The sequence below is a fragment of the Streptomyces sp. NPDC002176 genome (genome assembly GCF_044903645.1).
GTDB lineage: Bacteria > Actinomycetota > Actinomycetes > Streptomycetales > Streptomycetaceae > Streptomyces.
Map to the genome: position 1 here is coordinate 91,762 of NZ_JBJDQW010000007.1, position 21,469 is coordinate 113,230.

Below are 21,469 nucleotides of genomic sequence, written 5' to 3' on the forward strand. Positions count from 1 at the left end.
CGGGTTCCCGTCGAGGCCGTGTGGGGTGATCGCGTGGTGAACCTGGGCCTGAGCGAGGAACAGGCGGCCGTACGGCAGCTGGCCCGTGACTTCGTGGAGCGCGAGATCGCCCCCCATGTCACCGCCTGGGACCGCGCCGAGGAGGTCGACCGGGGCATCGTCAAGAAGCTCGGCGAGGTCGGCTTCCTGGGGCTGACCATCGACGAGGAGTACGGCGGCTCCGGCGGCGACCATCTCGCGTACTGCCTGGTCACCGAGGAACTGGGGCGCGGCGACTCCTCGGTGCGCGGGATCGTCTCCGTCTCCCTCGGCCTGGTCGCCAAGTCCATCGCGGCCTGGGGCGACGATGAGCAGAAGCGGCGGTGGCTGCCCGGGCTGACCTCCGGCGAGCTGATCGGCTGCTTCGGCCTCACCGAGCCCGGCACCGGCTCCGACGCGGGCAACCTCACCACCAAGGCCCTGCGTGACGGCGAGGACTACGTGCTGAGCGGCACCAAGATGTTCATCACCAACGGCACCTGGGCCGATGTCGTCCTGCTCTTCGCCCGCTCCACCGACGCCCCCGGCCACAAGGGCGTCTCCGCCTTCCTCGTCCCCACCGACACGCCCGGCCTCACCCGCCGCACCATCCACGGCAAGCTCGGCCTGCGCGGCCAGGCCACCGCCGAACTGGTGCTGGAGGACGTGCGGGTGCCCGCCTCCGCGATGATCGGCGCCGAGGGCAAGGGCTTCTCCGTCGCCATGTCCGCGCTCGCCAAGGGCCGGATGTCGGTCGCCGCGGGCTGCGTCGGCATAGCCCAGGCCGCCCTGAACGCGGCCGTGCGATACGCCGGTGAGCGCGAGCAGTTCGGCACCTCCATCGCGAAGCACCAGCTGGTGCAGGAGCTGATCAGTGACATCGCGGTGGACGTGGACGCCGCCCGGCTGCTGACCTGGCGGGTCGCCGACCTGATCGACCGGGGCGAGCCGTTCGCCACCGAGTCCTCCAAGGCCAAGCTGTTCGCCTCCGAGGCCGCCGTGCGCGCCGCCTCCAACGCCCTCCAGGTGTTCGGGGGTTACGGCTACATCGACGAGTACCCGGTGGGCAAGCTGCTGCGCGACGCCCGCGTGATGACCCTGTACGAGGGCACCAGCCAGATCCAGAAGCTGCTGATCGGCCGCGCGCTCACGGGTGTCTCCGCTTTCTGAGTACGGGTACTGAGTACCTCGGCGGATGTGGCCCGCGCCGCGTCCGCCGAGACTCGTGTCATGAGCGACACACCCGTCAAGCAGCAGAGCACGGCCGCCTTCTACGGTCAGGCCGTCGCCTCCTTCGCCGTCGCCATGACGGCCACCGCGATCGGCATCTACCGGCTGGACGCCAACGCCTGGGTGCGCGGCTTCCTCGCCATCGCCGTCCTCTACCTCGTCACCTCCGCCTTCACCCTCGCCAAGGTGATCCGGGACAGACAGGAGGCCGGGGAGATCGTCAGCAGAGTCGACCAGGCCCGCATGGAGGAACTCCTCACCGCCCACGACCCCTACCGCAAGACCCCCGACCCCCGGCAGCAGTCTCACTAAGCGAGCGCTCACCTTCGGCGGTATGGTGGTGCTCCTGTCAGCCGAAGAGGGGCGAGCGATGAGTACGGCGGAGGAGACGGTCGGCGGCGAGGCCGACGCGTGGGCCGAGGTCACCCCGGACGCGGCCCGGCGACTGCTCGTCGCCGCCGTGGAAGCCTTCGCCGAGCGCGGCTACCACGCCACCACCACCCGCGACATCGCGGGCCGCGCCGGGATGAGCCCGGCCGCGCTCTACATCCACTACAAGACCAAGGAAGAGCTGCTCCACCGGATCAGCCGTATCGGTCACGACAAGGCGCTCGACATCCTGCGCACCGCCGCGCGCGGCGAGGGCACGGCCGCCGAGCGGCTCGCGGACGGTGTCAGCTCCTTCGTCCGCTGGCACGCGGGGCGCCGCACCACCGCACGCGTCGTGCAGTACGAGCTGGACGCGCTCGGCCCGGTCGCCCGCGCCGAGATCGTCGCGCTGCGCCGCCAGGTGGACGCCGAGGTGCGCGGGATCATCGAGGACGGCGTGGCCGCGGGCGAGTTCGACGTGCCCGACGTCCAGGGCACCACCCTCGCCATCCTGTCGCTCTGCATCGACGTGGCCCGCTGGTTCAACGTGGACGGCCCGCGCACCCCCGAACAGGTCGGCGAGCTGTACGCGGGCCTCGTCCTGCGGATGGTCGGGGCCCACTGACCCCGACGCCCGCGTGCCGTCAGAAGTAGTAGCGGGACACCGACTCCGCCACGCACACCGGCTTGTCACCGTCCTCGCGCTCCACCGTGAAGGCGACCGACACCTGGACCCCGCCCGGCACGTCCTCCACGTTCGTGATCACCGCGGTGGAGCGCAGTCGCGAGCCGACCGGCACCGGAGCGGGGAAGCGGACCTTGTTGGTGCCGTAGTTGACGCCCATCTTCACGCCCTCGACCGCGATGAGCTGCGGCCCGAACAGGGGGAGCAGGGAGAGGGTGAGGTAGCCGTGCGCGATCGTGGTGCCGAAGGGGCCCGCGGCCGCCTTCTCCGGGTCCACGTGAATCCACTGGTGGTCGCCGGTGGCCTCCGCGAACAGGTCGATCCGCTTCTGGTCGACCTCCAGCCAGTCGGTGTGGCCCAGCTGCTCGCCCACGGCCGCCTTCAGCTCGTCGGGGGAGTGGAAGGTCCTCGGTTCTGCCATGATCCCGGCCTCTCGCGTCGTCAGTCTAAGCAACTGCTTAGCATGGTGGGGTGTGCGGCGCCTGTCAACGGCTCGCCCGTCCTGGCGGGTCGGTAGGCTCGGCACGGTGCCCCAGCTTCCCGAGAAGATCCACGAGCTGACCGTAGGCCAGTTGTCCGCGCGCAGCGGCGCCGCCGTCTCCGCCCTGCACTTCTACGAGTCCAAGGGCCTGATCAGCAGCCGCCGCACCTCCGGCAACCAGCGCCGCTACACCCGCGACACCCTGCGCCGGGTCGCCTTCGTACGCGCCGCCCAGCGGGTCGGCATCCCGCTCGCCACCATCCGCGAGGCCCTGGCGGAGCTGCCCGAGGAGCGCACCCCGACCCGCGCGGACTGGGCCAAGCTCTCCGAGGCGTGGCGTTCGGAGCTGGACGACCGGATCAACCAGCTCAACCGGCTGCGCGACCACCTCACCGACTGCATCGGCTGCGGCTGCCTCTCCCTGGCCACCTGCGTCCTGTCCAACCCGGACGACGTGTTCGGTGAGCGCGGGGCCGGGTCCCGGCTGATGCGGGAGGAGCGGGGGGCGCGTGCACAGCCCTGAACTCGCGGCCGCGCTCGCGGAGATCGATGTGGTCTTCAATGGCGAGGCCAGCCGCGCTGCCGTAGGGGCCCGCTGGAACGCCCCTTACTGGTCCCACTGACCCCCGTGCTCCGCCAGCCCCGCCGCCACCAACCGGGCGTTGGACAGTGCGCGTTCACCATCGGGGAGGAACAGCGTGTCCTCCAGCCCGATGCGCGTCGCCAGCCCCAGCCGTCCGGCCAGCCGCAGCACCGGCCACGCGCCGCCGTCCTCGCCGTGCAGCAGGACGGGACGGCCGTGTGCCGTGCCCAGCTCGGCCAGCAGGGCGTGCGCGGACGCCTCCGCGGTCGCCGGGTCGGTGTCCGTCACCTCCGCCAGCACCCGCAGCACACGCGGCCCCAGCGGCGAGACCGCGAAGCGCGCAGCGCCCCCCGTGCCGGACCAGACGCCCGCCTCCACGCCGACACCCCGTGCCAGCAGCAGCCCGGCCAGCTCCTCGGCGCCCTCCTCATGCCAGTTGACCGAGGCGAAGTCGGGCAGCACCGACCAGGACCGCACCCGCTCGAGCCGCTCGGCGGGATCAGCTTCGGCCCAGGCGCCGGTGGTCACCCCGACCGGCACCCCGGCCCGCGCGCGCAGCGCCTCCACCACGGGCCCGACGACCCGTGCGGACAGGGACTCCCGCCCGCACGGCGTCCGGGGATGCACATGCGCCTCCGTGGCCCCGGCGGCGACCGCCTCCGCCGCCGACCGCGCCAACTCATCCGGCGTCAACGGGACTTGAGCCCCGTCCGCCGCCGCTCTGCTCCCGTTCAGACAGACCTGCACCGGACCATGGTGCCGCACCCGGTCAGGCCGACATCAGCAGCCGCTCCCGCCGCGCCGAGGCCAGCGCGCCGTCGGTGAGCACCGGCCGGGGCACCAGGATGCCGCAGTCCGCGCACACCGGCCCGGCGGACGGCGCGTGGTCCAGGCCGTACCGCCACACCAGCCGCTCGCCGTCGCACACCGGGCACACCGACCCCGGGTCGCGCTCCAACGCGCTGATCAGCCGGTGCAGTACGTCGGCCAGCGGCTCACGGGGGTGCAGCCGCGGGTCGTCGCACCAGGCGACACCGAAGCCGCCCCAGGTCATCCGGTGCCAGTCGTCGACACTGCCCGGCCTGCGCAGGCCGTCGTGCTTCTCCTTCTTCCGGCGTTCCGCGAAATCGGCCTCATAGGTGAGCCACACCGCGCGCGCCTGCTCCAGCTCCACCAGTGCGGCCACGAGCCGCGCCGGGTCGGGGGAGCGGTCCTCCGGGCCGAAACCGGCCCGCCCGCACAGATGGTCCCAGGTCGCCCGGTGCCCGTAAGGAGCGAACCGCTCCAGGCACTTGCGCAGTGAGTAGCGCCGCAGCGCCAGATCGCATCGCGGATCGCGCACCTGTCTCGCCAGACTTCGGAATCCGGCCATCGCCCTGCACCTCCGTCACACCTGTGTCCGCTCTTCGGTCACCTCGGCGTCGCCGTACGGCTGTCGCGCGACGTCGCCGGATAGACGTGTCGCGGGCCGATCCGGCTCCATCCGATTTCCGATGCCCTCCCATAACGCGCTCCGTGTTGACCGCCGGGCACCGGCCTGAGTGGCCGCCGAACTTGACGCATGTTCATCTTCGTTAGCGGGGATACCGGCGGTAACGTCCGGCCCATCCCCGTCGGGAGGAGCTGCCATGCCACGGCGCACCCCACGTAACGTGTTGTCCGACAGACTCAGAACTCCTCGCACACTCTCCGGGTTCCTGAAGACGGCCTCGATATGCGTCCTGATCGCGGGTTGTCTTTCACCGCTCGGTCAGGCGGCGGCCGCCACCAGCGCTCCCACCGCGACGAACGACTACTGTTCCGGCCAGTGTTCGGACATTCTTCCGCCGGGTGAGAACGGCAATGCCACCCTGGCGCAGATCCTGCTCAACCAGGCGTTCGGCACCCAGCCCGCACACGCCGAGGACCAGCTCGGCCCCTACGCGAATCTCGCCACCGGCCACCCCGGCCTGACCGACGCGAAGATCAACAACTTTTTCAACGACGCCTCCTTCGGCGTCCCCGCCGGCCAGGTCGCCTCCACCGAGAAGCCCGCCGGGCGCACCGACGTCACGATCGTCCGGGACAAGAAGACCGGCGTGCCCCACATCACCGGCACCACCCGCTACGGCACCGAGTTCGGCGCCGGATACGCGGCCGGACAGGACCGGCTCTGGCTGATGGACGTGTTCCGGCACGTGGGCCGGGGCCAGTTGACCGGCTTCGCCGGGGGCGCCCCCGCCAACCAGGGCCTGGAGCAGGAGTTCTACCGCCAGGCCCCCTACACCGAGGCCGACCTCCAGGCCCAGATCGACGGCGCCGTGGCCAGGAACGGCGAGCGCGGACAGCAGGCCCTCGCCGACGTCACCGCCTACCTCGACGGCATCAACGCCTACATCGACGCCTCCGACAGCGGCCGTTACTTCCCCGGTGAGTACGTCCTCACCGGCCACAAGGACTCCATCACCAACGCGGGCACCATCGACCACTTCAAGGTCACCGACCTGGTGGCGCTCGCCTCGGTCGTCGGCACCCTGTTCGGCTCCGGCGGCGGCGGCGAGGTCAACAACGCCCTCTCCCTGATCGCCGCCCAGTCCAAGTACGGCGTCGAGGAGGGCACCCGCGTCTGGGAGTCCTTCCGCGAGCGGAACGACCCGGAGGCCGTCCTCACCCTCCACGACGGCCAGCGCTTCCCCTACGCCACCCGCCCCGACAGCCCCCAGGGCCGGGCCCTGCCGGACGCGGGCTCGGTCACCCAGGAGCCGCTGGTCTACGACCGCACCGGCAGCGCGGGCACCGCGAGCGCCAAAAACTCCTCCACCGCCGTCGCCAAGGACACCCTCAGTTCTGCCCGGCGCGGCATGTCCAACGCCCTGGTGGTCAGCGGCAAGCACACCGCGAGCGGCCACCCGGTCGCCGTCTTCGGCCCGCAGACCGGCTACTTCGCGCCACAGCTCCTGATGCTCCAGGAGATCCAGGGCCCCGGCATCAGCGCCCGCGGCGCCTCCTTCGCGGGCCTGAGCATGTACGTCGAGCTCGGCCGCGGCCAGGACTACTCCTGGAGCGCCACCACCTCCGGCCAGGACATCATCGACACCTACGCCGTCGAGCTGTGCCAGGACGACCACCACTACCTCTACCGGGGCACCTGCACCGCGATGGAGCAGGTCGAGCGGAAGAACGCCTGGAAGCCCACCGTGGCCGACGGCACCGCCGCCGGTTCCTACGCCATGCGCGTCTGGCGGACCAAGTACGGGCCCGTGCAGTACCGGGCGACCGTCGGCGGGAAGAAGGTCGCCTACACCACCCTGCGCTCCTCCTACCTGCACGAGGCCGACTCCATCATCGGCTTCCAGCTGCTCAACGACCCCGGCTATGTGAAGGGCCCCGAGGACTTCCAGAAGGCCGCCCAGCACATCAACTTCACCTTCAACTGGTTCTACGCCGACTCCGCGCACACCGCGTACTACAACAGCGGCGACAACCCGGTCCGCGCCACCGGTGTCGACGCCGAGTTCCCGGTATGGGCCCAGCCCGCCTACGAGTGGCGGAACTGGGACCCGGCCGCCAACACCGCCGACTACACCCCGGCCAGTGCCCACCCGAACTCCATCGACCAGGACTACTACATCTCCTGGAACAACAAGCAGGCCGAGGCGTACACCGCCGCGCCCTGGGGCGAGGGCTCGGTGCACCGGGGCGATCTCCTCGACGACCGGGTGAGCAAGCTGGTCGCGCAGGGCGGGGTGACCCGGACCAAGCTGGTCCAGGCCATGGCGGACGCCGCCCTGGCCGACCTGCGCGCCGAGGACGTACTGCCCAAGCTGCTCAAGGTGGTCAACTCCGCGCCGGTGACCGACCCGACGGCAGCGGCGGCCGCGACCAAGCTCCAGACGTGGCTGGGCGCGGGTGCCAAGCGCACCGAGACGTCGGCGGGGTCGAAGAAGTACGCCGACGCCGACGCGATCCGCATCCTGGACGCCTGGTGGCCGCTGCTGGTGAAGGCCGAGTTCGAACCCGGCCTGGGCAGCGACCTGTACGGCGCCTTCACCGCCAACCTGCCCGTGGACGAGGCACCGTCCGCCGGACACGGCCCGACCGGTTCACACGCCGGAAGCTCCTTCCAGTACGGCTGGTGGAGCTATGTCGACAAGGACATACGGGCGGTGCTCGGTGAGCCCGTACAGGGCGGGCTCTCCCGGAAGTACTGCGGCGACGGCAGCCTCTCCGCCTGCCGGGACGCCCTGCTCGGCACGCTGAAGCAGGCCGCCGGGCTCACCGCCGCGCAGGTCTATCCGGGCGACGACCTGTGCTCGGCCGGGGACCAGTGGTGCGCCGACTCGATCCAGCAGCGCACCCTCGGCGGCATCAAGCACGGCAACATCAGCTGGCAGAACCGGCCGACCTACCAGCAGGTCGTGGAGTACACCTCGCACCGCTGACGGCCGGTGAGCGGCGGCTCCCGTACGGGGGCCGCCGCGCTCAGCGGTACATCAGGTACTTCGCCCGCACCCGGCGGAACGCCGTCAACTCCCCGTGCCAGGCCGCCGCGACCTCGTCCGCCCCGGCCCCGGCGTCGATCATCGTGCGCACCTGCTCCGAACCGGTCAGCTTGTCGATCCAGTTGTCCGGCCGCCACGCGAAGCCGTCCCACACCCGCCGCGCCGTCACCAGCAGCGCCACCCCGGTCAGCACCGGGTCGAAGGCCGCCGGATCGTGCACATGGAGCTGGACCCCGCCGACCGTCTTCCCCTGGAACTTGGAGAACGTCGGCGCGAAGTACGCCTCCCGGAACCGCACCCCCGGCAGCCCCGCCTTGTTCGCCTCCGCCGCCCAGCGCCCGTCGATGCCCTCCGCGCCGAGGAGTTCGAAGGGGCGGGTGCTGCCCCGGCCCTCGGAGAGGTTGGTGCCCTCGAACAGACAGGTCCCGGAGTACACCAGGGCCGTGTCCGGGGTCGGCATGTTCGGGCTCGGCGGCACCCAGGGCAGCCCGCAGTCGCCGAAGAACATCCCGCGCCGCCAGCCGGTCACCGTCACCGTCTCCAGCGGCACCGGCTGGTCCAGGAACTCCCCGTTGAACAGCCGGGCCAGCTCCGCCACCGTCATCCCGTGCGCCTGCGCGATCGGCCGCCGGCCGACGAACGTGGCGAACTCCTGGTGCAGCACCGGCCCCAGGGCCGCGCGTCCGGTCACCGGGTTCGGCCGGTCCAGCACCACGAACCGCTTCCCCGCGAGCGCCGCCGCCTCCATGCAGTCGTACAGCGTCCAGATGTACGTGTAGAAGCGGGCGCCCGCGTCCTGGATGTCGAAGACGACCGTGTCCACCCCGGAGGCGGTGAACACGTCGGCGAGCGCCTGGCCGCTCTTCAGATACGTGTCGTACACCGGCAGCCCGGTCGCCGGATCGTCGTACCGCCCCTCCGAGCCGCCCGCCTGGGCGGTGCCCCGGAAGCCGTGCTCGGGGCCGAAGACGGCGGTCAGCCGCACCCGGTCGTCGGCGTGCATCACGTCCACGATGTGCCGGACGTCGCGGGTGACCCCGGTCGGGTTGGTGACGACGCCGACCTTGCGGCCGGACAGCTGGGCGTAGCCGTCGGCGGCCAGCCGCTCGAACCCGGTACGCACCCGGTGCCCCGCACCCGCGTCCGAGGCGGGGGCCGGGACCCCGGCCCCGACGGCGGCCGTGGCGGTGGTGGCGAGCATGCTCCGTCTGGACAGCGTCATACGAGGACCTCCGTGAGCGCGGCGGGTGTCATGACCACGGGGACGCTAACGCCTGGCGGGCCCCCAGGGAACGCGCCGGACCGGGGGCGTCGACGGATTCCCCTTCCCTCTGGCATACCGACTGGTTAGTCTGGCGCCGCGGCGGTGGGACCGCCGCGCACAGCCACAGCTCGAAGGAGGCCGCTGGTGGAAGCCGTGCAGGACGCCGGAGTCGTCGTCACCGGAGCGGGCGGAGGGATCGGGGCCGCCCTCGCCCGCCGGTTCGCCGCCGAGGGCGCCCGTGTCGTCGTCAACGACCTCGACGCCGACAAGGCCAAGGCAGTGGCCGAGGAGATCGGCGCCACCGCCGTACCCGGCGACGCCTCCGGCATCGTCGCCGAGGCCCGCGCGGCACTCGGCGGCACCATCGACGTGTACTGCGCCAACGCGGGCGTCGCCTTCGAGGACGGCACCCCCGGCGCCCCGCTGGACGAACGCTCCTGGGCGGTGTCCTGGGACGTCAACGTGATGGCCCACGTCCGCGCCGCCCACGAACTGCTGCCCGACTGGCTGGAGAACGGCGGCGGCCGGTTCGTCTCCACCGTCTCCGCCGCCGGACTGCTCACCATGATCGGCGCCCCGTCCTACAGCGTCACCAAGCACGGCGCGCTGGCCTTCGCCGAGTGGCTGTCCCTCACCTACCGCCACCGGGGCGTCAAGGTGCACGCCATCTGCCCGCAGGGCGTGCGCACCGACATGCTGGCCGCCACCGGCAGCGCGGGCGACCTGGTGCTCCAGCCGACCGCCATCGAACCGGACGAGGTCGCCGACGCCCTGTTCGCGGGCATGGCCGAGGACCGCTTCCTGATCCTGCCGCACCCCGAGGTGGCCGAGTACTACCAGGCCCGCGCGGCCCTCCCGGACAAGTGGCTGGGCGGCATGAACCGGCTCCAGCGCGCCTGGGAGGACTCCCGCTGACCCGGCCCCGCCGCGGGATGGGAAGATCCTCCGGCGGGAAACCGTTCCCGCGCCAGTGACGACAGTCGGCGGACCCGACGGAAAGGCAGGTGGCGGCAGTGCCCAGGACCACGGACGGAGACGCCACACCCGTCCCGCGGCGGCTGCTGGACGCCGCGACCCGCCTCTTCGCCGACCAGGGCTACGACCGCACCTCGGTGCAGGAGATCGTCGAGGCCGCCGGAGTCACCAAGGGCGCGCTCTACCACTACTTCGGCTCCAAGGACGACCTCCTGCACGAGGTCTACGCGCGCGTGCTGCGCCTCCAGCAGGACCGCCTGGACGCCTTCGCGGACGCCGACGAGCCGGTGGAGAAGCGGGTACGGGACGCGGCCGCCGACGTCGTCGTGACCACCATCGACAACCTCGACGACGCGATGATCTTCTTCCGCTCGATGCACCACCTGAGCCCGGAGAAGAACAAGCAGGTCCGCGCCGAACGCCGCCGCTACCACGAACGGTTCCGCGCGCTCATTGAAGAGGGCCAGCGCGAGGGCGTGTTCTCCACCGCCACCCCGGCCGACCTGGTCGTGGACTACCACTTCGGGTCGGTCCACCACCTCTCCACCTGGTACCGCCCCAAGGGCCCGCTCACCCCGCAGCAGGTCGCCGACCACCTCGCCGACCTCCTCCTGCGCGCCCTGCGCCCATAAGGACCACGCGTAAGGGGCGCCCGCAATGGCAGGCGCCCCTTACAACCACCGTCCCGCTACAGGTACTTCTTCAGCTCACGCCGGGCCAGCGAGCGCTGGTGGACCTCGTCCGGGCCGTCCGCCAGCATCAGCGTGCGGGCACCCGCGTACAGGTCGGCCAGCGGGAAGTCCTGGCTCACCCCGCCCGCGCCGTGCAGCTGGATCGCCCGGTCCAGGATCTCCACCACCGCACGCGGAGTGGCGATCTTGATGGCCTGGATCTCGGTGTGCGCGCCCCGGTTGCCGACCGTGTCCATCAGCCAGGCCGTCTTCAGCACCAGCAGCCGCAGCTGCTCCACCGTCACCCGCGCGTCCGCGATCCAGTTCTGCACCACGCCCTGCTGCGCCAGCGGCTTGCCGAACGCGGTACGCGACACCGCCCGCCTGCACATCAGCTCGATGGCCCGCTCGGCCATGCCGATCAGCCGCATGCAGTGGTGGATGCGCCCCGGACCGAGCCGGGCCTGCGCGATGGCGAAACCGCCGCCCTCCTCGCCGACCAGGTTGGTCACCGGCACGCGCGCGTGGTCGAAGACGACCTCCGCGTGCCCGCCGTGCGAGTGGTCCTCGTACCCGAACACCTGCATGGCCCGCTTCACGGTCACGCCGGGCGTGTCCCGCGGCACCAGCACCATCGACTGCTGACGGCGGGGGTCCTCGCCGTCCGGGTCGGTCTTGCCCATCACGATGAAGATCTTGCAGTCCGGGTTCATCGCCCCGGAGATGTACCACTTGCGGCCCGTGATGACGTACTGGTCACCCTCGCGCTCGATGTGCGTGGTGATGTTGGTGGCGTCCGAGGAGGCCACCTCCGGCTCGGTCATCGCGAACGCCGACCGGATCTCCCCGGCCAGCAGCGGCTCCAGCCACTGCTTCTTCTGCTCGTCGGTGCCGAACTGCGCCAGCACCTCCATGTTCCCGGTGTCCGGCGCCGCGCAGTTCAGCGCGGTCGGCGCCAGCTGCGGGGACCGGCCGGTGATCTCGGCCAGCGGCGCGTACTGGAGGTTGGTCAGCCCGGCACCGAACTCGGCGTCGGGCAGGAAGAGGTTCCACAGGCCCTGCCGCCGCGCCTCGGCCTTCAGCTCGTCCACCACCGCCGGGGTGTCCCAGGGGGAGTCCAGCAGCGCCCGCTGCTCCTCGGCGGTCTTCTCGGCCGGGTACACGTGCTCGTCCATGAAGGCGAGGAGCCGGGTCCGGAGTTCCTCGGTGCGCGCGTCGAACGCGAAGTCCATCTGTTCTCAGCCTTCCTGAAGGGTGGTCAGTCCGTGGTCGATGAAGACGGGCACCAGGTCCCCGATGCGGTCGAAGCCGCGCCCGACCGTCTGGCCCAGGGTGTACCGGTAGTGGATGCCCTCCAGGATCACGGCGAGCTTGAACCAGGCGAATGCCGTGTACCAGTTGACGTCCGAGACATCCCGCCCGGACCGCTCCGCGTACCGCTCGACCAGCTCGGCGGGCGAGGGGTGGCCGGGGGCCTCGGCGGTGGTGGAGACGGGGGAGTGGGTCATGCCGAGCGGCTGGCTGTACATCACCAGCAGGCCCAGGTCGGTCAGCGGGTCGCCCAGGGTCGACATCTCCCAGTCGAGGATCGCCTCGATGCGGTCGCCCTCGCCGATCAGCACGTTGTCCAGGCGGTAGTCGCCGTGCACCACGGTCGGGGCCGGGGAGGTGGGCAGCGAGCGGCCGAGGGCCGCGTGCAGCTCGTCCACGCCCGCCAGTTCGCGGTTGCGGGAGGCGTCGAGCTGCTTGCCCCAGCGGCGCAGCTGGCGGTCGAGGAAGCCCTCGGGGCGGCCGAAGTCCGCGAGGCCCACCTCGGCGGGGTCCACCGCGTGCAGCTCGACCAGCGTGTCCACCAGCGACAGCACCGCGTCGCGGGTGCGCTCCGGGCCGAGCGGCGCGAGCTGGTCCACCGTGCGGTACGGGGTGCCCTCGACGAACTCCATCACGTAGAACGGCGCGCCCAGCACCTCGTCGTCCTCGCACAGCAGCACCGGCCGGGGCACCGGCACCCGGGTGGGGTGCAGGGCGCTGATCACCCGGTGTTCGCGCCGCATGTCGTGCGCGGTGGCCAGGACGTGGCCCAGCGGGGGGCGCCGGACGACCCAGCGGGAGGTGCCGTCGGAGACGGCGTAGGTGAGGTTCGACCGTCCGCCCTCGATCAGCCTGCCGGTCAGCGGGCCGGTCACCAGGCCGGGGCGCTCACGGTCGAGCAGCGCGCGCAGCCGGTCGAGATCGAGTCCGGGCGGGTGGTCGGCGCTCATACAACACTCCTACGAACGGATGAACAGGAACCCGTCACATGATGCCGACCGGTCGGTATGCCGTCCAGTGTGTTCCGCGGAGTTACGGCGGACGAGCTATCTCCGGGCCCCGCGAAACGCCCATATCGTGACACCGGGGTTGCGTGGCGGGTGAACACCCTGGAGGGTCCAGATCATGAAGGCGATCAGCTACCGCCGCTACGGCGGCCCCGAGGTGCTGGAGTACGGCGAGCTGCCCGAGCCGAAGGTCGGCCCCGACCAGGTGCTGGTCCGGGTGCGCGCGGCCGCGGTCAACCCGGTCGACTGGAAGTGCCGCGAGGGCTATCTCGACCCGATCCTGAACACCGTCTTCCCCGTCATCACCGGCTGGGACGTCAGCGGCGTCGTGGTCCGCCCCGGCGCCTCCGTCGTCGAGTACGCGGAAGGGGACGAGGTGATGGGGTACGTCCGCGAGGACCTGCTCTCGCTCGGCACCTTCGCCGAGTACGTCGCCGCCCCCGTGCGCACCCTGGCCCGCAAGCCCGCCGCGCTCTCCTTCGAGGAGGCCGCCGGACTGCCGCTGGCGGGCCTGACCGCCTACCAGGTCCTCGTCCAGATCCTGAAGGTCAAGCGCGGCGAGACGGTGCTCATCCACGCGGCCGCCGGGGGCGTCGGCTCCCTCGGCGTGCAGATCGCCGCCCACCTCGGCGCCCGCGTCATCGGCACCGCGAGCGAACGCAACCACGCCTTCGTGCGGGGCCTCGGCGGCGAACCCGTCAGCTACGGCGAGGGCCTGGCCGAACGCGTACGCGGCATCGCCCCCGAGGGCGTCGACGCGGTCTTCGACACCGTCGGCGGCGAGACCCTCAAAGTCTCCGCCCAGCTCCTCGCGCCCGGCGGCCGACTCGCCTCGATCGCCGACCCGGACGTCACCGAGTACGGCGGCCGCTACTGGTTCGTCCGCCCCGACGCCGAGGACCTCGCCAAACTCGCCCGGCTCGCCGACCAGGGCGCCGTCTCCGTCCACGTCGACCAGACGTTCCCGCTGGAGCGGACCGCCGAGGCCCAGCAGCTCAGCCAGGAGGGCCGCACCCGCGGCAAGATCGTCGTGACCGTCGGCAAGGCGGAGGACGACTAGGCCCCCCAGTACCCCGCTAGGCCACCAGTACCGCCGCGCACAGCGCCAGCGCCACCGCGCACCCCGTCGCCGCCCACGCCAGGCGCGGGGTCAGCGCGGCCGGTACCGCGCTCTCCGCCAGGGTCCGGATGCGCAGATGGGCCAGCGCGAGAAAGGCCAGCCAGCACACGGAGCACAGCAGCACCAGCACCGCCCCGGTCAGCGGACTGGCCGCCCGCACCGCGGCCCGCATCGCCAGCACCGCGGTCACCGTGCCCGACAGGGTCGTACGCCGCCACGCCAGCCGGGTGCGCTGCGGCTGGAGCCCCGGGTCCCCGGCCGGAGCCGTCATCCCGCCCATCCGGCCAGCACCACCACGACCATCGCCACGGCCACCACCGCCACCAGCAGGCTCAGCACCGCCGGGAACCGGGACACCGGCAGATCCTCGCCCCGCCGCATCGCCTGCTCACAGCGCACCCAGTGGTGCACCGCGCGCAGCGCGCACAGCACCCCGCCGCCCAGCAGCGCCAGCGCCAGCCCCACCCGCCACGCCCAGCGCAGGTGCGGCAGGAACTGGTCCACCGCGAAACCGCCGCCGATCAACGCCAGCGCGGTCCGCAGCCAGGCCAGGAAGGTCCGCTCGTTGGCCAGCGAGAACCGGTAGTCCGGGGTGGTGCCCTCGTCCCGCACCCGCTCGGGCGCGAACCAGAGCCGGGCGTTCCGCACGAATTCGCTCACCCGACGGACCCTACCGGCGTCTCACCCCGCCGCCCGGAACGCCCTCAGCCGCTCGTGCGCGGCCAGCCCGTCCGGCACCCACTCCCACTCGGCCAGCCGCGCCGCCACCTCCTCGTCGGTGAGGAAGGCATGCCACTGCACCTCCTCCACCTGCGGCCGCACCGGAAGCTCGCAGCGCACCTCGTACACCGCCGACCACCAGCCGTGCCCCGCCTCGTCCTCGTAGAGGAACTTGAAGAGGAACGTCGGCTCCGGCAGCCCGCTCACCCCCAGCTCCTCCTCCGCCTCGCGCAGCGCCGCCGCGTCGTAGGACTCGCCCGCGCCCACCACACCGCCCACGAACAGGTCGTACAGCGCGGGGAAGACCAGCTTGGTGGCGGTGCGCCGGTGCACGAAGAGACGGCCCTCGGCGTCCCGGACCTGGATGAAGACGCAGCGGTGGCGCAGCCCCTGGGCGTACGCCTCGCCGCGCGGGGCCTGGCGGACGACACGGTCGTGCTCGTCCACGATGTCGAGGATCTCGTCGGCGGGGTTCATCTGGTCGGCGGGGTTCATCCCGCCATCCAAGCAGCCCCGGCCGTCGGCGCCTCAGTTCCGCTGGAGATCCCGCACCGGCCGCTCCTCGGCCGTGCCGCACGGCATCGCCGGGTGCAGCCCCAGCAGCACGATGCCCGCGACGACCGCCGCGAGCCCCGCCGCCTCCCAGGCCAGCGCCCCGGTGTCGGTGTGCAGCCGGTCACCGAGGAAGCCCACCCCGCACAGGATGCCCGCGAGCGGCTGGGCGGCCGTCAGCGCGGGCAGCGACATGCGCAGCGGCGCCGCCTCGAACGCGCTCTGCACCAGCAGCAGCCCGGTCACCCCGAGCGCCAGCACCGCGTAGGGATGCCCGCCGGTGAACAGTTCCGTGAAGCCGCCCTCCCGGAAGCGGATGCCGCTCACCCGGGTCAGCGCGTCCTGCACGCCGTAGAGAAGCCCGGCGGCCGTCGCCAGCAGCACCGGGCTCCAGGAGATCCGCGAGCGTTTCGCCCAGCAGGCCAGCGCCAGCGCCACCCCGACCATCACGCCGAGGATCAGCCAGTGCCGTACCGGATCGGTGACCGCGGTGCCGCCGCGCGGACGGCCCGCCAGGATGAACGTGCTCACCCCGCCCGCCAGCAGCACCAGACCGGCCCAGCCCTGCCTGCCCAGCCGCTGGCCGGTCTGACGGCGGGACAGGGCGAGCGCGAACAGCAGGTTCGTCGCGAGCAGGGGCTCCACCAGGGAGATCTCGCCGTTGCCGAGCGCCACCGCGCCCAGCGCCATGCCCGCCACCATCAGCGCCGTACCGCCCAGCCAGCGCGGCACCCGCATCAGGTCCAGCAGCAGCCGGAAGGACAGGAAGTCGCTCGGGGGCGCGTTCCGCGCCACGTTCTGCTGAAGCACGAACCCGAACCCCAGGCACGCCGCGGCACTGACGGCGAGGAGGAGAACCAGAACGGACACGCTGCGTACCTCGATCATCGGCCGGGCCACGATTGCGTAGTGGCCGACTGTAGCGCCCCGGACGGGCGGGACTGTGGAGAGTGCCCGGAAGCGGGCACGTTTCGGGGGAACCGTCCGGTCATGTTCCGTCCCTCCGCCGCCCGGCGCCATGGCGTACGCCACACCCGGCGCCCCCCGGACCGGCCTATCCGGCCCCGACCAGGGCACCCGTGCCCCAAGTAGCCCTGCTGCCGCGGTGGTTGAACCGAGCAACACCCTGATTTCGCTTGACGCAAACCAAGGCGGGGAGTTTGCTGTGAGTGATCGGCCGATGGCAGCCCGAAAAACAGGAAGTCCTGCGGTGCCCCTGACCCCGCCCCCGCCCGTCACAGACCGGGCCCCCTCGGAACCGCCCGGCGGCACCGCCCCCGAGCACTCCGGCACCTTCGACGCCGCCCTCGGCGACGCCGAACTCCTCGCCGCGCGCGCCGCCCTGGCCCAGGGCCGCCGGCAGTCTGCCCGCTCCCTGCTGACGCACACCGGTGACGACTGGGACCGCCGGGGCCACCGCGTCACCGTGCTCGCCGCCGAACCCGGCGCCCACACCGCCGCCGGGCAGTGGCTGCTCGCCGAACCCGGCTCCGCCGACGCTGCCACCCTGCTCGCCCTGGCCCTGGTCCACCGCGCCCTGCGCGGCCAGGAGGACCCCGGCCACGCCCGCGCCTCCTGCCACACCGCCGCCGAACTCGCCCCCGCCGACCCCACCCCCTGGCTCGGCCTGCTCCTGCTGGCCCGCGCCCACGGCCCCGGACCGGAGCCGACGGCCGTCTTCAAGGAACTGCGCGCCCGCCACCCCGAGCACCACCACGGCCACCACCTGCTCGTCGCCGGACTCGCCGAACGCCCGCCCGGCGGACCCGAGTCCCACGAGGCGTACGACGCGGCCGAGCGCGCCGCCGCCGAGGCCCCCGCCGACTCCCCGCTCGCCGTCCTCCCGGTCGTCGCGTACGCCGAACGGCACCGCGTCCTCGCCGCCGCCGGACTCGCCCCCGCCGTCCCCGGCCCCGCCCCCTGCGCCCACTGGACCGGCCCCCGCGCGCGCCGGGTGCTGCGCGCCGCGTTCGACTGGTGGCTGGAGTGGGAGCACGACGAACACCCCAGACGCCACATCGACCTCAACCACCTGGCCTTCGCCATGTCCGCCGCGGGCCGTCCCGCCGAGGCCGCGGCCCTCTTCCACCGCATCGGCCCGCACGCCACCCGCGCCCCCTGGTCCTACACCGGCCAGGACCCCTGGGCCGCCTTCCACCAGGCCCGCGCCCACGCCCTGGCCACCGGCTGACCCCGGCGACACTGGCCCCACCGCCCCCACTCGTGCTCGAATGACGACGTGACCCCCGACCCGGACCGGCACGCCCCCGACCCCGACGCGCACGGCAAGCCCATCGGCCGCCGCCTGTTCCTCGGCACCCTCGGCCTGGGCGCGCTCGGCGTCGCCACCGCGCCCTGGCTGCAACGCGGAGCGGAGAGCGCGCTCGGCGCCCTCTCCGGCCAGGACCCCACCGGCCTGAGCGGCCTGCTCCCCAACGGCGGCGGCTTCCGGTACTACTCCGTCGCCGCCTCCGTCCCGCACAAGGGCCCCGCCGACTACAAGCTCACCGTGGACGGCCTCGTCGACCACCCCCGCGCCTACACCCTCGCCGACCTGCGCGCCCTGCCCCGCACCCGGCTGACCAGGGACGTCCAGTGCGTCACCGGCTGGCGCGTCCCCGGCACCCCCTTCGAGGGCGTCCGCCTGAGCACCCTGCTGGACGCGGCCGGAGTACGCCCCACCGCCCGGGCCATCCGCTTCACCTGCTTCGACGGCACCTACACCGAGAGCCTCACCCTCGACCAGGCCCGCCGCCCCGACGTCCTCGTGGCGCTGCGCATGCAGGGCAAGGACATCGGCCACGACCACGGCGGCCCCGTCCGCCTCTACGTCGCCCCCATGTACTTCTACAAGTCCGCCAAATGGCTCTCCGGCATCACCGTCACCGACCACGTCACCCCCGGCTACTGGGAGAGACTCGGCTACGACGTCGACGCCTGGGTCGGCCGCTCGAACGGACGGACCGATGACCCTACGAGCTGACACCCCGGCCCCGACGAGCGCCCGCGTCCACCGCTTCACCCCCGCCGAACGCTGGGTCCACCGCACGAGCGCTGCCCTCATGGCCGTCTGCGTCGCCACGGCCGCCTGCCTCTACGTGCCCCAGCTCGCCGTCCTCGTCGGCCGCCGCGAACTCGTCGTACGCGTCCACGAATGGGCCGGACTCGCGCTGCCCGTACCCGTACTGCTGGGGCTGGTGTCCCGCGCGTTCCGCGCCGACCTCGGCGCGCTCAACCGGTTCGGCCCGCACGACCGGCGCTGGCTGCGCGCCGCCCTGCGCCGGGACCGGCGGTACGCGGAGCGCCCCGCGGGCAAGTTCAACGCGGGGCAGAAGATCTACACGGCCTGGATCGCCGGAGCCGTCCTGGTGATGCTCGGCACCGGCCTGATGATGTGGTTCACCCACCTCACCCCGCTGCTGTGGCGCACCTCGGCCACCTTCGTCCACGACTGGCTGGCCCTCACCGTCGGCGTGGTCCTCGCGGGACACATCGGCAAGGCGCTGGGCGACCCTGAGGCACGGCGGGGACTGCGCACCGGCACCGTGAGCCGGGAGTGGGCGGAGCGGGAACACCGGCTGTGGCGCCCGTGAGCGCGCGATTTCAGGGCGGAAGGCGCGTCAGAGCACGCTCGTCATGCCGCCGTCGACGTACAGCACCTGGCCGGTGACGAAGTCGGCGGCGGGGGAGACCAGGAACAGCAGCCCGCCGACCAAGTCCTCGGTACGCCCCCAGCGCCCGGCCGGGGTCCGCCCCCGCACCCACGCGCTGAACTCGGCGTCCTCGACCAGCGGCCGGGTCAGCTCGGTCTCGATGTAACCGGGCCCCAGCCCGTTGACCTGCACGCCCCGCGGACCCCAGTCCGCGCACATGCCCTTGGTGAGCATCTTCAGCGCGCCCTTGGTCGCCGCGTACGGCGCGATGCCGGGGCGTACCACCTCGCTCTGCAGCGAGCACACGTTCACGATCTTGCCGCGACCGCGCTCGGTCATCCGCCGGGCGGCCTCGCGGCCGGTGAGGAAGGCGCTGGTGAGATTGGTGGCGAGGATACGGTGCCAGTCGGAGTCGGTGAACTCCAGCAGCGGCGCCCGCAGTTGCATCCCCGCGTTGTTGACCAGAATGTCGAGCGGGCCCACCCGCTCCTCTACCTCGGCGATCCCGGCGGCCACCGAGGGGCCGTCGGTCACGTCGAACACCGCCGTGTGCACCTGGTCGCCGGGCAGTTCCGCCGCGGCCCGCGCGAGGCGGTCACCGTCACGTCCGTTGAGGACCACGGTGCAGCCCGCCTCGGCGAGACCACGGGCCAGGGCGAGACCGATGCCCCGGCTGGAACCGGTGACCAGGGCCGTACGGCCGCTGATGTCGAAGAGGGGGTGAGCCGTCATCGCCGTAGCGCTCCTAGGGCCTGTCTTCCGGATCTTGCCGGGGTCGCGGGGTCTGGCACGCACATCTGCGGCGTTGTCGTCACTCGCCGACGCTCCGCGTCGACTCCCTCCTCCGCCTTGCAGCTGCACGCACCAGACCCGGCTCGGGTCGGCCAGGAAGGCGCCCTCGGCCCGAGCCGGCCAGATCCGGAAGACAGGCCCTAAATCACCAATGAGAGGAGGAGGACCAGACCACCGGCGACCACCGAGATGATGGTCTCCATCAGCGACCAGGTCTTCACCGTCTGGCCGACGCTCAGCCCGAAGTACTCCTTCACCAGCCAGAAACCGGCGTCGTTGACATGGCTGAAGAAGAGCGAACCGGCACCGATGGCCAGTACCAGCAGGGCCGTGTGCGTGGTCGACATGTCGGCCGCGAGCGGCGCGACCAGACCGGCCGCCGAGACCGTCGCCACCGTCGCCGAACCGGTCGCCAGCCGGATCGCCACCGCGATCAGCCAGGCCAGCAGCAGCGCCGGGATCGACCAGTCCTTGGAGATGTCCAGGATCATCTGGCCCACACCGCAGTCGATCAGCGTCTGCTTGAAGCCACCGCCCGCGCCGACGATCAGCAGGATGCCCGCGATCGGCATCAGGCCCTTCTCGACGGTCTGCTGCAGACGGCCCTTGGTGAAGCCCGCGGGACGGCCCAGCGTGAAGAAGCCGACGATCACGGCGGCGAGCAGCGCGATCAGCGGGGAGCCGACCACGTCGAAGACCCGCTGGGTCATGTTGGCCGGGTCGTCGACGACGATGTCCACCAGGGCCTTCGCCAGCATCAGCACCACCGGCAGCAGCACCGTGGCCAGCGTGGCGCCGAAGCCCGGACGACGCTCCAGGCTCTCGGAGGCGCGCTCCGGGATCATCCGCTCGGGCGCCGGTACGTCCACCCAGCGGGCGGCGACCTTCGAGAACAGCGGACCGGCGATGATCACGGTCGGGATGGCGACCACGATGCCGAGCGCCAGCGTCACACCCAGGTTGGCCTTGACCGCGTCGATGGCGACCAGCGGGCCGGGGTGCGGCGGGATCAGTCCGTGCATCACCGACAGACCGGCCAGCGCCGGGATGCCGATGCGCATCAGGGAGTAGTTGCCGCGCCTGGCGACCATCAGCACGACGGGGATCAGCAGCACGATGCCGACCTCGAAGAACAGCGGCAGACCGATCACGGACGCGATGAGCACCATGGCCCACGGCATCGCACGGCCGCCCGCCTTGGCCAGGATCGTGTCGACGATCTGGTCCGCGCCGCCGGAGTCGGCGAGCAGCTTGCCGAGGATCGCGCCCAGCGCGATCAGCACACCGACACCGGCGACCGTGCTGCCCAGGCCGGTCGTGAAGCTCACGATCGCCTTGTCGAGCGGAGCACCGGCCGCCGCCCCGAGCACCAGCGAACCGATGGTCAGGGCCAGGAAGGCGTGGAGCTTGAACTTGGTGATGAGAAAAACGATGACGGCGATGCCCGCCAGGACGGCTATGCCCAGCTGGGCGTGGCCGGCCGAGGTGATCGGCTGGACGGTGTCCGCTGCCAGCATCTCGACGCTGAGTCTGGTCACGGGATTCCCTTGCGGTTAC

General features: G+C 72.2%; 23 protein-coding genes. 11 read left to right on the forward strand and 12 right to left on the reverse strand.

From position 1 onward, the window contains the following. The first annotated feature begins 36 nt into the window (after positions 1-36). Genes ACI2LY_RS28425 through ACI2LY_RS28435 form a run of 3 tightly spaced genes read left to right on the forward strand, consistent with a single transcriptional unit; the run spans position 37 to position 2,242 of the window. The gene (locus ACI2LY_RS28425; RefSeq protein WP_404709856.1) at positions 37-1,188 is read left to right on the forward strand and encodes an acyl-CoA dehydrogenase family protein; all 1,152 of its coding nucleotides are present in this window, start codon (positions 37-39) and stop codon (positions 1,186-1,188) included. A 60-nt stretch (positions 1,189-1,248) separates the two neighbouring features. Continuing rightward, positions 1,249-1,560, forward strand: a complete 312-nt coding sequence (locus ACI2LY_RS28430) for a YiaA/YiaB family inner membrane protein (RefSeq protein ID WP_350903111.1) — start codon at positions 1,249-1,251, stop codon at positions 1,558-1,560. 58 nt (positions 1,561-1,618) lie between these two features. After that, positions 1,619-2,242: a TetR/AcrR family transcriptional regulator gene (locus tag ACI2LY_RS28435; RefSeq protein ID WP_404709638.1), complete on the forward strand. Its 624-nt coding sequence runs from the start codon at positions 1,619-1,621 to the stop codon at positions 2,240-2,242. Between the two features lie 19 nt (positions 2,243-2,261). Here ACI2LY_RS28435 and ACI2LY_RS28440 read toward each other — a convergent pair whose 3' ends face one another. Then, a complete protein-coding gene (locus ACI2LY_RS28440) occupies positions 2,262-2,723 on the reverse strand; it encodes a MaoC family dehydratase (RefSeq protein WP_404709639.1) in 462 nt (153 codons plus the stop codon). 106 nt (positions 2,724-2,829) lie between these two features. Here ACI2LY_RS28440 and soxR point away from each other — a divergent pair, with 106 nt between their 5' ends. Beyond that, a complete protein-coding gene (gene soxR, locus ACI2LY_RS28445) occupies positions 2,830-3,306 on the forward strand; it encodes a redox-sensitive transcriptional activator SoxR (protein WP_404709640.1) in 477 nt (158 codons plus the stop codon). Positions 3,307-3,390: 84 nt separating this feature from the next. Here the strand turns inward: soxR and ACI2LY_RS28450 are convergent, their stop codons facing one another. Next, complete coding sequence (locus tag ACI2LY_RS28450; protein WP_404709641.1) at positions 3,391-4,113, reverse strand: 3-keto-5-aminohexanoate cleavage protein; 723 nt, start codon at positions 4,111-4,113, stop codon at positions 3,391-3,393. A 22-nt stretch (positions 4,114-4,135) separates the two neighbouring features. Beyond that, positions 4,136-4,738 carry a hypothetical protein gene (locus ACI2LY_RS28455; protein WP_389004808.1) on the reverse strand — a complete coding sequence of 201 codons (603 nt, stop codon included), beginning with the start codon at positions 4,736-4,738 and terminating at the stop codon, positions 4,136-4,138. 256 nt (positions 4,739-4,994) lie between these two features. Here ACI2LY_RS28455 and ACI2LY_RS28460 point away from each other — a divergent pair, with 256 nt between their 5' ends. After that, on the forward strand, positions 4,995-7,787 hold the full coding sequence (locus ACI2LY_RS28460; protein ID WP_404709642.1) for a penicillin acylase family protein: 2,793 nt from the start codon (positions 4,995-4,997) through the stop codon (positions 7,785-7,787). Positions 7,788-7,827: 40 nt separating this feature from the next. Here ACI2LY_RS28460 and ACI2LY_RS28465 read toward each other — a convergent pair whose 3' ends face one another. Continuing rightward, on the reverse strand, positions 7,828-9,069 hold the full coding sequence (locus ACI2LY_RS28465) for an exo-beta-N-acetylmuramidase NamZ domain-containing protein (RefSeq protein ID WP_404709643.1): 1,242 nt from the start codon (positions 9,067-9,069) through the stop codon (positions 7,828-7,830). 183 nt (positions 9,070-9,252) lie between these two features. On the opposite strand from ACI2LY_RS28465, the gene ACI2LY_RS28470 reads away from it, so the two are divergent. Together ACI2LY_RS28470 and ACI2LY_RS28475 are read left to right on the forward strand one after the other, a co-directional pair. Beyond that, a complete protein-coding gene (locus ACI2LY_RS28470; RefSeq protein ID WP_404709857.1) occupies positions 9,253-10,026 on the forward strand; it encodes an SDR family oxidoreductase in 774 nt (257 codons plus the stop codon). A gap of 98 nt (positions 10,027-10,124) precedes the next feature. Beyond that, positions 10,125-10,718: a TetR/AcrR family transcriptional regulator gene (locus ACI2LY_RS28475; RefSeq protein ID WP_393915764.1), complete on the forward strand. Its 594-nt coding sequence runs from the start codon at positions 10,125-10,127 to the stop codon at positions 10,716-10,718. 56 nt (positions 10,719-10,774) lie between these two features. On the opposite strand, the gene ACI2LY_RS28480 is transcribed toward ACI2LY_RS28475, so the two are convergent. After that, the gene (locus ACI2LY_RS28480; protein WP_404709644.1) at positions 10,775-11,989 is read right to left on the reverse strand and encodes an acyl-CoA dehydrogenase family protein; all 1,215 of its coding nucleotides are present in this window, start codon (positions 11,987-11,989) and stop codon (positions 10,775-10,777) included. Between the two features lie 6 nt (positions 11,990-11,995). Beyond that, positions 11,996-13,018 carry a phosphotransferase family protein gene (locus ACI2LY_RS28485; RefSeq protein WP_404709645.1) on the reverse strand — a complete coding sequence of 341 codons (1,023 nt, stop codon included), beginning with the start codon at positions 13,016-13,018 and terminating at the stop codon, positions 11,996-11,998. A 175-nt stretch (positions 13,019-13,193) separates the two neighbouring features. Here ACI2LY_RS28485 and ACI2LY_RS28490 point away from each other — a divergent pair, with 175 nt between their 5' ends. Further along, the gene (locus ACI2LY_RS28490; RefSeq protein ID WP_404709646.1) at positions 13,194-14,135 is read left to right on the forward strand and encodes an NADP-dependent oxidoreductase; all 942 of its coding nucleotides are present in this window, start codon (positions 13,194-13,196) and stop codon (positions 14,133-14,135) included. A gap of 16 nt (positions 14,136-14,151) precedes the next feature. Here ACI2LY_RS28490 and ACI2LY_RS28495 read toward each other — a convergent pair whose 3' ends face one another. The 4 genes from ACI2LY_RS28495 to ACI2LY_RS28510 are packed head-to-tail and all read right to left on the reverse strand — an operon-like array spanning position 14,152 to position 16,355. Then, positions 14,152-14,475 carry a DUF202 domain-containing protein gene (locus tag ACI2LY_RS28495; RefSeq protein WP_404709647.1) on the reverse strand — a complete coding sequence of 108 codons (324 nt, stop codon included), beginning with the start codon at positions 14,473-14,475 and terminating at the stop codon, positions 14,152-14,154. Then, positions 14,463-14,855: a YidH family protein gene (locus ACI2LY_RS28500; RefSeq protein WP_217462872.1), complete on the reverse strand. Its 393-nt coding sequence runs from the start codon at positions 14,853-14,855 to the stop codon at positions 14,463-14,465. The genes ACI2LY_RS28495 and ACI2LY_RS28500 overlap by 13 nt, the downstream gene beginning before the upstream one ends. Positions 14,856-14,876: 21 nt before the next feature. After that, positions 14,877-15,392 (reverse strand): NUDIX hydrolase, encoded by a 516-nt coding sequence (locus tag ACI2LY_RS28505; protein ID WP_404709858.1) that lies wholly within the window; start codon positions 15,390-15,392, stop codon positions 14,877-14,879. Between the two features lie 51 nt (positions 15,393-15,443). Next, positions 15,444-16,355, reverse strand: coding sequence for a DMT family transporter (locus ACI2LY_RS28510; RefSeq protein WP_401633622.1), 912 nt, complete (start codon positions 16,353-16,355; stop codon positions 15,444-15,446). Between the two features lie 328 nt (positions 16,356-16,683). Between ACI2LY_RS28510 and ACI2LY_RS28515 the strand changes: the two genes are divergently transcribed. The 3 genes from ACI2LY_RS28515 to ACI2LY_RS28525 are packed head-to-tail and all read left to right on the forward strand — an operon-like array spanning position 16,684 to position 19,060. Further along, the gene (locus ACI2LY_RS28515) at positions 16,684-17,658 is read left to right on the forward strand and encodes a hypothetical protein (protein WP_404709859.1); all 975 of its coding nucleotides are present in this window, start codon (positions 16,684-16,686) and stop codon (positions 17,656-17,658) included. Positions 17,659-17,706: 48 nt separating this feature from the next. After that, positions 17,707-18,450, forward strand: a complete 744-nt coding sequence (locus ACI2LY_RS28520) for a molybdopterin-dependent oxidoreductase (protein ID WP_404709648.1) — start codon at positions 17,707-17,709, stop codon at positions 18,448-18,450. Continuing rightward, on the forward strand, positions 18,434-19,060 hold the full coding sequence (locus tag ACI2LY_RS28525; RefSeq protein ID WP_404709649.1) for a cytochrome b/b6 domain-containing protein: 627 nt from the start codon (positions 18,434-18,436) through the stop codon (positions 19,058-19,060). Before ACI2LY_RS28520 ends, ACI2LY_RS28525 begins: the two co-directional genes overlap by 17 nt. Positions 19,061-19,087: 27 nt before the next feature. Here the strand turns inward: ACI2LY_RS28525 and ACI2LY_RS28530 are convergent, their stop codons facing one another. Continuing rightward, positions 19,088-19,852, reverse strand: a complete 765-nt coding sequence (locus tag ACI2LY_RS28530) for an SDR family oxidoreductase (RefSeq protein WP_404709650.1) — start codon at positions 19,850-19,852, stop codon at positions 19,088-19,090. A gap of 200 nt (positions 19,853-20,052) precedes the next feature. Beyond that, complete coding sequence (locus ACI2LY_RS28535; RefSeq protein ID WP_404709651.1) at positions 20,053-21,450, reverse strand: GntP family permease; 1,398 nt, start codon at positions 21,448-21,450, stop codon at positions 20,053-20,055. Between the last annotated feature and the right edge of the window lie 19 nt (positions 21,451-21,469).

Coding starts and splice junctions, on each gene's coding strand:
- ACI2LY_RS28430 (WP_350903111.1), top strand. CDS start 1,249: ATGAGCGACACACCCGTCAAGCAGCAGAGCACGGCCGCCTTCTACGGT.
- ACI2LY_RS28435 (WP_404709638.1), top strand. CDS start 1,619: ATGAGTACGGCGGAGGAGACGGTCGGCGGCGAGGCCGACGCGTGGGCC.
- ACI2LY_RS28440 (WP_404709639.1), bottom strand. CDS start 2,723: ATGGCAGAACCGAGGACCTTCCACTCCCCCGACGAGCTGAAGGCGGCC.
- ACI2LY_RS28455 (WP_389004808.1), bottom strand. CDS start 4,738: ATGGCCGGATTCCGAAGTCTGGCGAGACAGGTGCGCGATCCGCGATGC.
- ACI2LY_RS28460 (WP_404709642.1), top strand. CDS start 4,995: ATGCCACGGCGCACCCCACGTAACGTGTTGTCCGACAGACTCAGAACT.
- ACI2LY_RS28465 (WP_404709643.1), bottom strand. CDS start 9,069: ATGACGCTGTCCAGACGGAGCATGCTCGCCACCACCGCCACGGCCGCC.
- ACI2LY_RS28480 (WP_404709644.1), bottom strand. CDS start 11,989: ATGGACTTCGCGTTCGACGCGCGCACCGAGGAACTCCGGACCCGGCTC.
- ACI2LY_RS28485 (WP_404709645.1), bottom strand. CDS start 13,018: ATGAGCGCCGACCACCCGCCCGGACTCGATCTCGACCGGCTGCGCGCG.
- ACI2LY_RS28490 (WP_404709646.1), top strand. CDS start 13,194: ATGAAGGCGATCAGCTACCGCCGCTACGGCGGCCCCGAGGTGCTGGAG.
- ACI2LY_RS28495 (WP_404709647.1), bottom strand. CDS start 14,475: ATGGGCGGGATGACGGCTCCGGCCGGGGACCCGGGGCTCCAGCCGCAG.
- ACI2LY_RS28505 (WP_404709858.1), bottom strand. CDS start 15,392: ATGAACCCCGCCGACGAGATCCTCGACATCGTGGACGAGCACGACCGT.
- ACI2LY_RS28510 (WP_401633622.1), bottom strand. CDS start 16,355: ATGATCGAGGTACGCAGCGTGTCCGTTCTGGTTCTCCTCCTCGCCGTC.
- ACI2LY_RS28525 (WP_404709649.1), top strand. CDS start 18,434: ATGACCCTACGAGCTGACACCCCGGCCCCGACGAGCGCCCGCGTCCAC.
- ACI2LY_RS28530 (WP_404709650.1), bottom strand. CDS start 19,852: ATGACGGCTCACCCCCTCTTCGACATCAGCGGCCGTACGGCCCTGGTC.